Here is a 12,968-nt window from a genome sequence, read left to right as displayed (position 1 = left end):
TTCCGTCACGCGCCGCGCGCGGCCATTCCATAGCCCAACCATGCAACCAGCAGGCCGATCACCACGCTGATCGCCACGTTCGCGAACGCCACGCCCGCGTCGCCGCGCTTGAGCAGCAACAGCGTTTCCAGGCCGAACGCCGAGAACGTGGTGAAGCCCCCGAGCAGTCCGGTGAACAGGAACAGTCGAGCCTCGGCCGAGAAGAACTCGTGTTTCACCGCCATGCCGGCCAGCAGCCCGGCAATGAAACAACCGGTCAGGTTGACCGCCAGCGTCCCGGCGGGGAAACGCCAGTTCGGGGTCTGATGCAACACCCAACCGGACAACTTGAAGCGAGCCACCGAACCGAGTGCACCGCCGAGGGCGACCAGAAGCAGCGATTGCAAAGTTCACCTCGTGAGATCCGAAGAGCAGGACTTGCTCATTGCACTACCCGGCCGCGATTCTATTCGTTTACGGGTGGCGGAGCATGACTCGCTGCATGGCCGAGGCGCTCGACGCAGATGACTTTGCGTATCGGTACGACTACACCAAGTACGTCAGCATCGGTTCTTTGACCTGATGGGGCTTCCGCCTGTCGGGAGCCGGCTCGTCCTCGCCCGGCATGCCGTCATCACGCCGCCGGATTGCCTCGATCAACGGTCTGAGCTTCGCAGGATCCAACTCCGCTGCCGCAAGTTGGGCCCAATCTGACATCGAGCGCGCGACTTCCGCGTGCATGGCCGCGTCATCGTCGTCCGAGTACAGCAATACATCAGACAAGCAATGAAGCACGCCGCGCAACTGCACCATCAGTGACCGAGCATTGCCGATCGCTTCTTCCAACGTGCGTGGCGGCACTATTGGTGGCAGACCTGTCGCGGGAAGCGCCGCTGCATCCGTTGAAGCAGTGCCGGTCTGTAGTTGAACGCGTCGTGAGCGTCGCAGCTTGGAAGTATCATCGTTCGTAGCCATTTCATCCTCCGATGTAGGGTGATGTGATGCATTGAACTCACTTGCTATTTGTCGCGTGCGTGCCGCTCGGAAAGTTGGGCGGAGGTTCCGAGGGGAGGTCGGGCGTGCCGTTGATCAAGCACGAATCCATCGTAGCGCGTCACGGCCTTGCTGTATATAACAACAGGCCGGACGTCGCATGTTCTTTTCTTTGCCTGGCGTTTGTGTTTCCGCGGGCATACGCGCGCGAACTGCGCGTGGGATTTCCCGCGGAACGTACGCGCGATCATTCAGCAGAAACGCAGCATGGGTTTGCTGCTGGCACTGCGGCCCTGGGTGTTCTCCATGTACGACGGCCTGCGCAGGAAGCGCTGAGCCGCTTACGTCTGCCGGCCGGTCACCGGCGGCTTCTCGATATCACCCTCGAACAGGCTGCGATAGACAAAGCCGGCCAGCGCCGCGCCGACAATGGGCATTACCCAGAACAACCACAGCTGACTCAGTGCCCAGTCGCCGACAAACACCGCCGGTCCGGTGCTGCGCGCCGGGTTCACTGAAGTGTTGGTCACCGGGATGCTGATGAGATGGATCAACGTGAGCGCCAGGCCGATCGCCAGGCCGGCGAAGCCGACCGGCGCACGCAGGTGCGTTGCGCCAAGGATGACGATCAAGAACATGAACGTCATGACGATCTCGCTCACCGCGCCGGACAGCATGGAATACTGGCCTGGCGAATGTTCACCGAAACCATTGGCGGCAAAACCGTCCGCGACACTGAAGCCCGGTGCGCCACTGGCAATGACGTAGAGAATGCCCGCACCAAGCACGCCGCCCACGACCTGCGCGATGATATAGGGCCCCACCTGCGCAGCCGGGAAACGCCCTCCGGCCCATAGGCCGACCGTTACGGCTGGATTGAAATGGGCGCCCGAGATCGGACCCAGCGCGTATGCGCCTGTCAGCACGGTAAGGCCGAAGGCAAGCGACACCCCCAGCAATCCGATGCCCACGTCGGGGAATGCCGCGGCCAATACCGCGCTACCGCATCCACCCAGCACCAGCCACAGCGTACCGATCAACTCCGCAGAAAGCTTCGCAAACATGAAACCTCCTAGGATCGTGGGGAGCCCTGATTCATCGCCTTTCCTGACGTCGCCCGCTGGCGGGGTGCGTCAATGATCGAAGCCAGGCCCGGCGGCGGCCGCGATTGATCAGATGTTCCTGGGTATTCGGCTCGTTGGTATTACTCGTCTCGCCGCCGCCAGCTTTGAAAACATCCCGAATGTAGTGAAATTCGGCGCAGTGCGCCACAGTAGTTGACGCTATGCCCCGCCCCGCAGGGCGGCACCGAAGTCGTCAGGCAGGCGTCAGCGGGCCTGCTCCATACTCCCCCCATAACAACGCTGGTCCGTTGCGGTATACGAATGAACCTGTTCCGCATGAACCTCTTCCCCGGGCGCCTCGTGGCTGTGGCAATAGTCACCGCTGGCCTGGGTTTTGGCGCCGCGGCCGGGGCCGAGACGCCGCGCGCCGAAGAGCTGGAGCAGCTACGGATCAACACCGCCTACATCATCGAGGCCGGCGAGTTCGAAATAGACATCGTGCCCTTCTACTTCGACTACGACGATGGCGAACACCTCGGTGTCGAAGCCGAGTTCGAATACGCGATCTCCGAGAGATTCATGGTGGAGATCGAAATTCCGTATCACCGGGTGAGTACCGATGACGGCCACCTGGACGGCACCGGCAACGTCGAAGTTGCCGGCAAGTGGCTGCTGACGGAGCAAGGCGGCTTCGCGATGGCCTTCAACCTGGGCGTGGAGCTGCCCGCCAGCGACGAGATACCGGGTGTCGCCGAGGATGCGTGGGGCGTCGAAGTAACGACGCCGATCAGCCTGCATTTCCCGGATCGGTATATGAGAGTGCACATCGAGCCGGGCGTGCAGTGGCAAGAGCACGAAGGCTTCGAGGAGCAGTTGCTGAACCTTGCGGTCGAACATCGCCCGGGGGGAGGAAACATCGCACTCCAGCTCGGCAGCAACATCGTGCGCGAGGAAGGCGAGGTGGAGGCGTACCTCGTCCCCTCCTTCGAAGTCTCCGCAACCACGGTGCCCTTCCAGTTCGGCATGGCCGTGGCTGCCGGCCTCACATCCGAGTCTGCGGACTGGGGATTGCTGCTCGATTTCGAGGTCGAGTTCTAGCGCGAGCTAAGCGTAGGTATCGAGCAGGCCGAGGCGAACCTGCGCCGCGGCCACGGTGGTCGAGCCTTCGTCGGAGGCAAAGCCGCCGGACGCGTTCCCACCCGAGGTCGATGCCTGATTCGACTGCTGGCGGGGCGGTTCTCGAGAAACATTGGCGTCCGCCAGCGACAAGCCTTGCGAAGCAAACATTTCACGCAAGCGCGGCAGCGCGTTCTCGATGGCGTTGCGAGTATCCACATGAGAAGCGCCGAACTGCACCGACGCCTTGTCGCCATCCACAGTGATCCGCACCTCCAGCGGGCCCAAATGCTCGGGCGACAGGCGCAATGATGCAGTGTGTCTACCCTGCTCCACCATCATGGTCATGCGTGAACCGATCTCATCGGCCCACTGCGCAGTGCCAACAGGAACGTGTACGGGACGCGAGTGCGCGGGCTCGGCCTGGCGCAACGGTGACGTGCTCTCGTTGGTCACTGGCACATGCGGAATTTCGAACTTGCCCTCGGCCGCGCCTTGCTCGGGCTGAATCAAATCGCTGAGCAACTGCGCTTGCGGGGCGACCGCGTCAGCTCGACTCTTTGCCACACCGGTCGCCACGTCGAGCAGCGCGGCGGTCTGTACCCCGGCCACCTCGGCTTTCACTTCGGCCGGCATCACAGGAAGAGACAGCGGCATCGCGCCAAGCAAGTCGGCGGATTCGGCGTCAGTGTCCGATTCTTCTGCATCTTGCAGCGTCGGCAAGGAAGGCGCCGTTTGCGCGCCGGTCACAGCGGGCGTGGGCACAGCGGTATTGGCGAGCTGGCCAAGCATCGACATGAAATCCACGGTGACACTGGCGGGCGCGGACGACGAAAGCGCTGCCGGCGCAGCGGCCGCGGGCGTGTTGGTGCTTGCTACTGCCATGGGAACACCTGCAAACGGAACACTGGAAGTCATGGTCTGGGAATTCGATTCAATCAGGGGCTCTGCCAATTTTGCGTTGCGCGCGCTCATCGCTTTCGCGCTGCTCGCGACGCTCGGTCACATGGCGCTCTTCGGCCTGCCAGCGCTCGACCACATGGCCCAACGCCTTGGAACGTTTCAGGGCCTCCTGCCACTTCTGACGCTCGATCTGATGGTCGTCGCGAGCGCGACTCACGAGCGCCTGCTGCTGCTTGATCGCCTCGGCGAGTTTCGCAAGGAATGCCTGGTAATCACGCAGTTCCGTCGCGCCGATACCGCGGCCGGCGCGTTGCGTGAAAGATTGCTCGTACTCGGCTTTGTAGCGTTCCAGCTCGCCGAGCTTCGCCTCGCCGTCCAACACTCGTTTCTCGAACGCGGCCACGCTCATCGCCAGGCGCTTCTGCGCCTCATCGACGATGTGCTGCACGGGTTCGAGACGCCTGGCGCGTTTCATCTAGCTCAACCGTCCCCGACCAGCGCCTGCAGGCTCGCCAGGCTGGCTTGATAGTCGACGGACTCGTGTACATCCTGCTGCAGGAACTTCTGCATGCTCGGCCAGGCCGCAATCGCTGCATCGATACGAGGATCGCTGCCTTTGTTGTAGGCACCGATGGCGATCAGATCGCGGTTCTGCTGATACGTCGACAAGGCTTGTTTGAACTGCCGTGCCATTGCCGAATGCTCTTGCGGCACGATTTCGTGCATCACGCGGCTGATGGAAGCCTCTACATCGATGGCCGGATAGTGGCCGGCTTCGGCATACCGTCGCGTCAACACGATATGGCCGTCGAGAATGGCGCGCGCCGAATCGGCGATGGGGTCCTGCTGATCGTCGCCTTCGCTGAGCACCGTGTAGAACGCGGTGATCGAGCCAGCCCCACTGTCGCCGTTGCCCGCGCGTTCGACCAGCTGCGGCAACTTTGCAAACACCGAGGGCGGATAACCTTTGGTGGCCGGTGCTTCACCGATTGCCAGGCCGATCTCACGTTGCGCCTGGGCGAAACGAGTCAGCGAGTCCATGATCAGCAGCACGTTCTTGCCCTGATCGCGGAAGTACTCGGCAATGGCAGTCGCGCGCCACGCGCCATGCAAGCGCATCAGCGGCGGATTGTCCGCAGGCGTCGCAACCACAATGGAGCGCGCGAGACCTTCCGGTCCGAGAATGCGCTCGACGAATTCTTTCACTTCGCGGCCGCGCTCGCCGATCAGACCGACCACGATGACATCGGCCGTTGTGTAACGGGCCATCATGCCCAAGAGCACGCTCTTACCCACGCCGCTGCCGGCGAACAAGCCAATGCGCTGACCGCGTCCGACCGTAAGCAAGGAATTGATGGCACGCACGCCGACGTCGAGCGGTTCCTCGATCGGCTTGCGCATCAGCGGATTGATCGGTGCGCCAATGAGCCGAATGCGATCGTCGCAATCGAGCGGCCCCAGGCCATCGAGCGCGTTACCGGCGCCGTCGATGATGCGCCCCATCAACTGCGGACCCACCGCCGCCGTACCGGCAGCAGTGCGCGGCACGACACGTGCGTTCGGCTTGAGCCCATGAATGTCGCCAGTCGGCATGAGATACAAACGGTCGCCGGCGAAACCCACGACTTCGGCTTCCACCTTGTGGCCGCCGCTGCCGAGCACATCGCAGCGATCGCCGATCGCCGCCTGGCATCCGGAGGCTTCGAGCGTCAGTCCGATCATGCGAGTCAGCACGCCTTCGACCGGCGGCGGTTCGAGACGCTCGACGACACGTGACGCGCGTTGCAGCTCTTTGGCCCAATACGCGCCGCGCTTGAGTTGCAGAACGGGCCCGCTCATGCCGGCTCCGTGCCCGATCCATCGACAGACAAATCGCCGGCAGGCTCCTCGCCACGAACGGCAGTGATGCGCTCATCGCCGAGCAATGCACTTATGACGCTGCCGATGCGCGTTTCCAAACGTGCGTCGATCTGCGCCGTCTCCGTGGTAACGCGGCAACCACCGCGGCCCATCACCGGATCTTCAGCGATGGTCCAAGCACGCTCGCCCGTGGGAGTCGCGAGTTTTTCGCGGACGACCGCAGCGTCTTCCGGATGCAAATGAACTCGCACGTCGCGAGCGGAGGCCGGCAACAGCGCCACGGTCTCGCGAATGATCGCGATTACTTGCGACGGATCGATGCGCAGCTCACGGCGCACCAGGTGACGGCCGATGGTCAACGCCAGCTGCAGCAGCTGATCTTCGACTTCGGGATCGAGCTCTTGCAGCGGCCGGGCCAGCGAGCCGATGATGGTGTCGAAGCGCTCGATGCGAGCTTGCAGCTGCTGCAGCTGCGGACGCATTTCGCGCTCGACGGCAGCCAGCCCTTGAGCACGGCCCTCGGCCAGACCCTTGGCATACGCTTCTTCGTAGGTGCGTTGCTCCAGGTCTTCCAGTTCCTGCACCGTCTTGCCGGCGCGGCGCCCCTGCACCGCGAGCCCGCTGATGCTCGGCAATTCGTAACGAGCCGGTGAGGTCATACGAACTGGTCACCCTTGCCGCCGAGCTGGACGGTGCCGGTTTCGGCCATCCTGCGCACCTGCGCCAGGATTTCCTTCTGCGCCGTTTCCACTTCGGACAAGCGCACCGGTCCGCGCGACTCCAGATCGTCCTTGAGCATTTCGGCGGCACGCTGCGACATGTTCTTGAAGATCTTGGCCTTGAGATCCTCGTCGGCGCCTTTCATGGCCAGCAGCAGCTTCTCGCTCGGGATGGCACGCAGCACTTCCTGCATGCCGCGATCGTCGATCTCGACCAGGTCGCCGAACACGAACATCAGATCCTGGATCTTGCTGCCGAGCGCATCGTCGACCTTGCGGATGTTCTCGATCAGCATGCTCTCCTGGCTGGAATCCAGGAAGTTCATGATCTGCGCCGCGGTCTTCACGCCGCCGATCACGGACGTCTTGAGCGCACCGGTCTTGCCGGCGAACTGTTTCTCGATCACCTCATCCAGCTCGTGCAACGCGGTCGGCTGAATGCCGTCGAGCGTGGCGATGCGCATGATGACGTCGGCGCGCAGCCATTCCGGAAACTGCTGCAGAATCTCCGCGGACTGATCGGAGTCCAGATACGCCAGCACGATGGAAATGATCTGCGGGTGTTCCTGGCGAATCAGCTCGGCGACGGCACGCGAGTCCATCCACTTCAGCGCTTCGAGGCCCTTGCTGGAGCGGCCGAACAGAATGCGGTCGATCACGCCGCCGGCCTTGTCCTCGCCGAGCGCGCCGATCAGCACCTTGCGCAGGTAATCGTCCACGCCGATACCCAGCGCGGTCTTTTCTTCCAGCTCGCTGGTAAAGCCCGCGAGCACGCCCTGCACTTCCTGACGCGAGATGTTCTGCAACTGCGTCATGGCGGCGCCGATACGCTGCACGTCCTTGGCGCCCATGTGCTTCATCACTTCGGTCGCCTCGGCCTCGCCGAGCGACAGCAGCAGAATGGCGGCACGCTCGGTGCCGCTGCGTTTGGTTTCCGCCTTATCCCTACTCATCGTCGCCAACCCAGGTCTTCACCAACTGCGCCACCCGCGCTGGATCCTGCGACACCAGCGCGCGAGCGGCCGCGATCTGTCCGTCATAGTCCATCGGTGCAGGCGACGAGCCATCGATTGCGGTCGCCATCGCAGCAGCCATCGGCGTGGCTTGCACCGGAGTCGGCACCGGCACCCTTTCGGGCTTCGGCGCCGTGCCGATCAAGCCGCGAATCAACGGACGCAGCACGGCCAGTACCAGCACCAGCAGCGCGATCAAACCGACCACCAGCTTCGCGATGTCACGCATCAGCGGCTGTTCCCACAACGGAATCTTGTCGATCACGATGTCTTCCGGCTTGGTCTGGCCATGGAACGAGGCATTCACCACGCTGACGCTGTCGCCACGTGCTTCGTTGTAACCGATGGCGTCCTTCACCAGCCGGGTCATGTTCTCGATCTGCTCGGGCGTGATCGGCGTTTCGCTCACGGTACCGTCTTCAGCGGTAGTGCGAATGTTGTCGACCAGCACAGCCACGGTGAGCCGCTTGAGCCGGCCCGCCGGCATCTTGGTGTAGGCCACCGTGCGATCGATCTCGTAGTTGCGAGTCGATTGCCTGGACGTGTTGTCCGGCGCGACCACTGCATTCGGGTTGGCAGCATTCGCAGCCAACTGGGCCGTTGCAGGATCGGCGGATGATCCCGGCGGCAACGCGGTACCCGGCTGCGGCGGCTGATTGGTCAGTGCGCCCGGCACGCCCAGCGGGCCCGAGCCATTGCGGCTGGTTTCTTCGGCAGTCTGCTCGCTGCGAACGATCTGGCTTTCGGGCCGGTACTGCTCGCGTGCTTCTTCAGTCGTGGACATTTCTACGTCGGCCACGACCTGGGCACGGACTCGATCGCTGCCCACGAGCGGAGCCAGCAGTTGTTGGACCCGCTGCGTGTAACGATCTTCCAACTCGCGCGCGATCTCCATTTGTTTCTCGCGCTCGGCCACTTCACTGCTGCCGTCCGGCGAGGACAGCAGGCGGCCCTGCTGATCGACGACCGTGACCTGCTGCGCTTCCAGCTCGGGAATGCTCGAGGCCACCAGGTTCACGATGGCCGTGACCTGCTCGGACTCGAGACGACGGCCGGGCTTCATCTGCAGGAACACGGACGCGCTCGGCTTGCGACGGTCGCGAACGAACGCCGATTGACGCGGCAACGCGAGGTGCACGCGTGCGCCTTCCACGGCCTGCAGATTGGTAATCGTGCGCGCCAGCTCTGTTTCGAGGGCGTGCTGATAACGAGCGCCTTCCATGAACTGGCTGACACCGAACCCCGGGTCCTTCGACATCACGGAGAATCCGCCATCGCCCTCGGGCAGGCCCTGCCCGGCAAGTTTCAGGCGAGCATCGTGCACGCGATCGGCGGGTACGGTGATGGTGCCGCTGCCTTCGAGACGATACGGAATGCCGTTGGTATCCAAAGCCTGTGCAATCTGCGCGGCGTCCTGCTGGCCGAGGTTGCCGTACAACAAGCTGTAGGTCGGCTCCTTGGACCACAGCACGATGCCCACGCCCACGGCCACCGCCGCCGCGATCCCGATCAACATCGCCAGCGGCCGCAAGCCGGGCGGAATGAGCGTCGGGGGCGGCTGTGAAGCAGACTCCTGCACAGCAGGCTGCTGCGCATTCGACGGCAACGGCAATGCTGTCGCTTCAGCGCTCATGACGAACCTCGAAGCGGTTAGCGGTCAGCGGTTGGCGGTTGGTCGGAATAAATCCGAGCGACGCCGCCGCGTGAGCGCGCTTCTGAAATCCGGCCTGCACATCACACCACATAAATACTAAACCTGCCCTCTTTCACTAACCGCTAACCGCCAACCGCTCAGATCGGCATGTTCATGATTTCCTGGTACGCGTTCACGAAGCGATTGCGCACTTCGGCGACGGCGCGAAAGGAAACACTGGCCTTCTGCATTTCCAGCATCACTTGCGGCAGCTCGACGCCGGGCACGCCCTGCTCGAACTTGGTTGCCAGATCCGCGGCGCGCGACTGCGCCTGGTTCACCGCATCCAGCCCTTGCTGCATGACATTGGCGAAGGACTGGGTCGGCGCCTGAACCGCGCTTGTTACGCCCGCCACCTGGGCGACATCGTTCTGCGGAGCACCGACACCCTTGATCTGCGACTGCATGGCGCGGATCTGGGACAGCACGGCGTCAATCTGTAATGAAGACATGAGTGCCTACCTCAAGCAGCCGGAACCACGAAGCCTGCTTCACGCAGGCGCTGCAACTTGTAACGCAGCGTACGTGGGCTGATGCCCAGGCGTTTCGCGGCGGCTTGACGATTGCCGCCATCCGAGCGCAGCGCATCCAGGATCAGATCACGCTCGGCGCTGGAGAGCGAATCGGAGAGCGCTCCGCGATCGCCTGCGTCCGCCGTGCTGTTCTTGCAAACGGCATCCGCGGCCATGGAACGCTGCGGCGAAGAAACAAACGCGTGCGCCGCCTGGCTCGCTGCGGCCAATGCCGCGGGCAGCGCCTCCAAACCTTCAATCTCCAGGTGCACGTGCTCCGGTTGAATCACGGCACCGTTGGCAAGAATCAACGCACGTTGCATGACGTTGTCGAGCTCGCGCACATTGCCGGGCCAGGGATACAGCAACAGCATGTGGGCGGCATCGGCGCTCAGCGCCGGAATGCGCTCACCGGCACGGCAACGCGCCGTCAGCAAACGCATCGCCAGCGGCAGCACGTCGTCACGACGTTCGCGCAACGGCAACGTCTGCAACGGAAACACGTTCAAGCGATAGTAGAGGTCTTCCCGAAACCGACCCGCCGCCACTTCGGCGCGCAGGTTGCGGTTCGTGGTCGCCAGCACGCGCACATCCAGCGAGATCGATGAACGGCCGCCGAGGCGCTCCACTTCACGTTCCTGCAGAACGCGCAACAGTTTCGCTTGCAGACTCAACGGCATCTCGGTCACTTCGTCCAGCAGCAGCGTGCCGCCCTGGGCCTGCTCGAACTTGCCCGCGTGACTGGTGTGCGCGCCGGTGAATGAACCCTTCTCGTAGCCGAACAGAATCGCTTCGAGCATGTTCTCGGGGATCGCCGCGCAGTTCACTGCCACGAAGGCGCGATTGGCGCGAGGCGAATGGCGATGAATGAAGCGCGCCAGCACTTCCTTGCCGGTGCCCGACTCGCCCGAAATCAGCACGGTGCAGTCGCTGCCGGCCACACGGCGCGCCAGGTCGGCCAGGCGGCGCGAGCTGTCCGCGATGGCGACCATGTCTTCCGAAGACGAGAGCAGCGAAGGCTGCTCGGCCATGGAGGCTTCAACGGCCTCCGGCTCGGGGCTCACGTCTTCGAATTCTGTTTGTGACACTGCGCTCATTCGTACGGATCTCTGTTTGCCGCTACAGAAGGAGCAAGTTCTGTTCCAGTGGCCCGGCCGGGGCAATTTGCCGCTGAATCCTGTGGAGCCGGTCACACCGGCAAGGCCTTGCCGCGGCAATCGCAACCACCCGGCACGGGGTTGCGCCGAGCGGCGCCTCATCGGTGCGATGAAGCGCGCGCCGCGCCCGTCAAAGTTCCGACGCGGCGGCCTCGTTGAGCATGTGGAACTTGCGCAGCTTTTCCACGAGCGTGGTACGGCGCAACTTGAGCAGGCGGGCCGCATGAGCGACGGTGCCGCCGGCGCGGTTCAACGCCTGTTGGATGAGATTGCGCTCGATGGTGAAAAGATGATCTCGCAGGTCGATGCCATCGGGCGGCAGTTGCACCACCGCCTCGCTCAGATCGCTTTGCGTGAGCATGGACACGACTTCCCGGTCCTCGTCCACGACCTCATCGGCATCCAGCTCCGACTCGACCGACTCTGCAGCCGACTGGGCGGGCATCGTCAGGTCGGCGCTCAGATCGAGCTCGGCCAGCAACTCGGCGGGGCGATACTTCAGCGGCAGGTCGGCCACGTCGACGGCGCGGTTCGGGCACAGGATGGACAGCCGCTCGATCAGATTGCCGAGCTCGCGCACGTTGCCGGGCCAGGGATAGTGGCTCAGCACTTTCAGCGCACGGGGAGTCAGCTCCACGCGACCGCGGCCTTCGACGACGTTGCGCTCGGAGAAGTCGCGCACCAGCATCGCCAGATCCTCGATGCGGGTTCGCAGCGCCGGCATTTCAATGGGAAACACGTTCAAACGATAGAACAGGTCCTCGCGGAACGTTCCCTTCGCGATGGATTCCTCGAGATTGCGGTGAGTGGCGGCGATGATTCGCACATTGCAGCGGATCGGCGTGTGATTGCCGACTCGCTCGAATACGCGTTCCTGCAGCACTCGGAGCAGTTTCACCTGCATCGGCAGGCTCATGTCGCCGATCTCGTCGAGGAACAGCGTGCCGCCTTCGGCGATCTCGAAGCGGCCCTTGCGAGCCGCGATGGCGCCGGTGAAGGAGCCTTTCTCGTGGCCAAACAGCTCGCTCTCCAGCAACTCCGCGGGAATGGCGCCGCAGTTGATGGCGACGAACGGGCGCTGCCGGCGGGGGCTGGCCTCGTGAACCGCCCGAGCCGCCAGCTCCTTACCGGTACCCGATTCGCCCAGGATCAGCACACTCGAGTCATGCGCGGCCACCTGGCGAATGAGCCGCGTCACATCGCGAATCGCGCTCGAGCTGCCGGTAGGCATGGCAACCTCGCCGACTTCGGCTTGTGCCGCCTGTGCAGGGATGCGCAATGCGGTGCCGAGCACCGCGGACTTGAGCGGAAATGTGAGCCGGCGCACACGCGGACCGACAGCGGCGATCAGCAGGTCCGCCACTGACGAGGATCCGTAAGCGACCACGGGGACATCGCTCAACTGCTCGCGCAAGGCGGCACCGAGTTCGTCCCAATCGCAGTCCGCCACGTCGCCCACCAGCAGTGCCGGAGGATTGCTTGGCGTTTGAATCATTGCGCGCATCAGCGCACAGTGATCGATCAGCAGCGGTTCGAGACTCAGTTCACGTAAAACTTCCGCGACTTTTTCTGCCCGCCCAGTGTCGCTGTCGTACACGACAGCTTGCTGGATGGTCAGGCTCCGGGCCTGGGTGTCGTTCAAATTCATTTTTTTATGCGCCGAGTTCTTATGTATGCCTGGGAGGCATTCTGTGCGCAGCAACGAAACGCTCTATCAGGCTATCCCTGAACGCCTCACGTGCGTGAACTGCTGCCAGAAATTTGGCGCGCTGCTCAGGGATCGGCTCAATGGATCAGGCTGTGGGCCACGAGAAAATGTGCGCTTGCGCCCACTTTTGTCGCGGCCTCGCACTGCTCGATTCGCGACGGACCTCTGGCGTGCGCAAACGCTGTGCGACTTGCATCACACTCAGCGAGCATCGGGCCCTTTGCGAACTCAACGGCAGCGGCCGCTCCTGG

At 63.3% G+C, this 12,968-nt stretch carries 13 protein-coding genes; 1 reads left to right on the top strand and 12 read right to left on the bottom strand.

Going from position 1 to position 12,968, the window contains the following annotated elements:
* Positions 1-5: 5 nt before the first annotated feature.
* The 3 genes from crcB to aqpZ all read right to left on the bottom strand — a co-directional run bounded on the left by crcB (position 6) and on the right by aqpZ (position 2,036).
* A complete protein-coding gene (gene crcB, locus VGE08_RS22050; protein WP_331070087.1) occupies positions 6-386 on the bottom strand; it encodes a fluoride efflux transporter CrcB in 381 nt (126 codons plus the stop codon).
* A gap of 139 nt (positions 387-525) precedes the next feature.
* A complete protein-coding gene (locus VGE08_RS22045; RefSeq protein WP_331070086.1) occupies positions 526-825 on the bottom strand; it encodes a hypothetical protein in 300 nt (99 codons plus the stop codon).
* A 488-nt stretch (positions 826-1,313) separates the two neighbouring features.
* Complete coding sequence (aqpZ, locus tag VGE08_RS22040) at positions 1,314-2,036, bottom strand: aquaporin Z (RefSeq protein ID WP_331070085.1); 723 nt, start codon at positions 2,034-2,036, stop codon at positions 1,314-1,316.
* Between the two features lie 360 nt (positions 2,037-2,396).
* Between aqpZ and VGE08_RS22035 the strand changes: the two genes are divergently transcribed.
* On the top strand, positions 2,397-3,134 hold the full coding sequence (locus VGE08_RS22035) for a hypothetical protein (protein ID WP_331070084.1): 738 nt from the start codon (positions 2,397-2,399) through the stop codon (positions 3,132-3,134).
* Between the two features lie 6 nt (positions 3,135-3,140).
* Here the strand turns inward: VGE08_RS22035 and VGE08_RS22030 are convergent, their stop codons facing one another.
* The 9 genes from VGE08_RS22030 to VGE08_RS21990 all read right to left on the bottom strand — a co-directional run bounded on the left by VGE08_RS22030 (position 3,141) and on the right by VGE08_RS21990 (position 12,627).
* The gene (locus VGE08_RS22030; protein WP_331070083.1) at positions 3,141-4,037 is read right to left on the bottom strand and encodes a flagellar hook-length control protein FliK; all 897 of its coding nucleotides are present in this window, start codon (positions 4,035-4,037) and stop codon (positions 3,141-3,143) included.
* Between the two features lie 49 nt (positions 4,038-4,086).
* A complete protein-coding gene (gene fliJ / locus VGE08_RS22025) occupies positions 4,087-4,530 on the bottom strand; it encodes a flagellar export protein FliJ (RefSeq protein ID WP_331070082.1) in 444 nt (147 codons plus the stop codon).
* Positions 4,531-4,535: 5 nt separating this feature from the next.
* On the bottom strand, positions 4,536-5,894 hold the full coding sequence (gene fliI, locus VGE08_RS22020; protein WP_331070081.1) for a flagellar protein export ATPase FliI: 1,359 nt from the start codon (positions 5,892-5,894) through the stop codon (positions 4,536-4,538).
* Positions 5,891-6,574, bottom strand: coding sequence for a flagellar assembly protein FliH (locus tag VGE08_RS22015; protein WP_331070080.1), 684 nt, complete (start codon positions 6,572-6,574; stop codon positions 5,891-5,893). Before VGE08_RS22015 ends, fliI begins: the two co-directional genes overlap by 4 nt.
* Positions 6,571-7,587: a flagellar motor switch protein FliG gene (gene fliG, locus VGE08_RS22010; protein WP_331070079.1), complete on the bottom strand. Its 1,017-nt coding sequence runs from the start codon at positions 7,585-7,587 to the stop codon at positions 6,571-6,573. Before fliG ends, VGE08_RS22015 begins: the two co-directional genes overlap by 4 nt.
* A complete protein-coding gene (gene fliF, locus VGE08_RS22005) occupies positions 7,580-9,280 on the bottom strand; it encodes a flagellar basal-body MS-ring/collar protein FliF (protein ID WP_331070078.1) in 1,701 nt (566 codons plus the stop codon). Before fliF ends, fliG begins: the two co-directional genes overlap by 8 nt.
* A gap of 158 nt (positions 9,281-9,438) precedes the next feature.
* Positions 9,439-9,792 carry a flagellar hook-basal body complex protein FliE gene (gene fliE, locus VGE08_RS22000; RefSeq protein WP_331070077.1) on the bottom strand — a complete coding sequence of 118 codons (354 nt, stop codon included), beginning with the start codon at positions 9,790-9,792 and terminating at the stop codon, positions 9,439-9,441.
* An 11-nt stretch (positions 9,793-9,803) separates the two neighbouring features.
* Complete coding sequence (locus VGE08_RS21995) at positions 9,804-10,949, bottom strand: sigma-54 dependent transcriptional regulator (RefSeq protein WP_331070076.1); 1,146 nt, start codon at positions 10,947-10,949, stop codon at positions 9,804-9,806.
* A 190-nt stretch (positions 10,950-11,139) separates the two neighbouring features.
* Complete coding sequence (locus tag VGE08_RS21990) at positions 11,140-12,627, bottom strand: sigma-54 dependent transcriptional regulator (RefSeq protein ID WP_349258771.1); 1,488 nt, start codon at positions 12,625-12,627, stop codon at positions 11,140-11,142.
* Between the last annotated feature and the right edge of the window lie 341 nt (positions 12,628-12,968).

The sequence above is a fragment of the Steroidobacter sp. genome (assembly GCF_036406195.1).
Taxonomy (GTDB): Bacteria; Pseudomonadota; Gammaproteobacteria; order Steroidobacterales; family Steroidobacteraceae; genus Steroidobacter.
This window is presented reverse-complemented; position numbering and strand designations above follow the sequence as displayed.

What these genes read in the sequence shown, in the direction of transcription:
- aqpZ (WP_331070085.1), bottom strand. Translation starts at nt 2,036, where the DNA reads ATGTTTGCGAAGCTTTCTGCGGAGTTGATCGGTACGCTGTGGCTGGTG.
- VGE08_RS22030 (WP_331070083.1), bottom strand. Translation starts at nt 4,037, where the DNA reads ATGGCAGTAGCAAGCACCAACACGCCCGCGGCCGCTGCGCCGGCAGCG.
- fliJ (WP_331070082.1), bottom strand. Translation starts at nt 4,530, where the DNA reads ATGAAACGCGCCAGGCGTCTCGAACCCGTGCAGCACATCGTCGATGAG.
- fliI (WP_331070081.1), bottom strand. Translation starts at nt 5,894, where the DNA reads ATGAGCGGGCCCGTTCTGCAACTCAAGCGCGGCGCGTATTGGGCCAAA.
- VGE08_RS22015 (WP_331070080.1), bottom strand. Translation starts at nt 6,574, where the DNA reads ATGACCTCACCGGCTCGTTACGAATTGCCGAGCATCAGCGGGCTCGCG.
- fliG (WP_331070079.1), bottom strand. Translation starts at nt 7,587, where the DNA reads ATGAGTAGGGATAAGGCGGAAACCAAACGCAGCGGCACCGAGCGTGCC.
- fliF (WP_331070078.1), bottom strand. Translation starts at nt 9,280, where the DNA reads ATGAGCGCTGAAGCGACAGCATTGCCGTTGCCGTCGAATGCGCAGCAG.
- fliE (WP_331070077.1), bottom strand. Translation starts at nt 9,792, where the DNA reads ATGTCTTCATTACAGATTGACGCCGTGCTGTCCCAGATCCGCGCCATG.
- VGE08_RS21995 (WP_331070076.1), bottom strand. Translation starts at nt 10,949, where the DNA reads ATGAGCGCAGTGTCACAAACAGAATTCGAAGACGTGAGCCCCGAGCCG.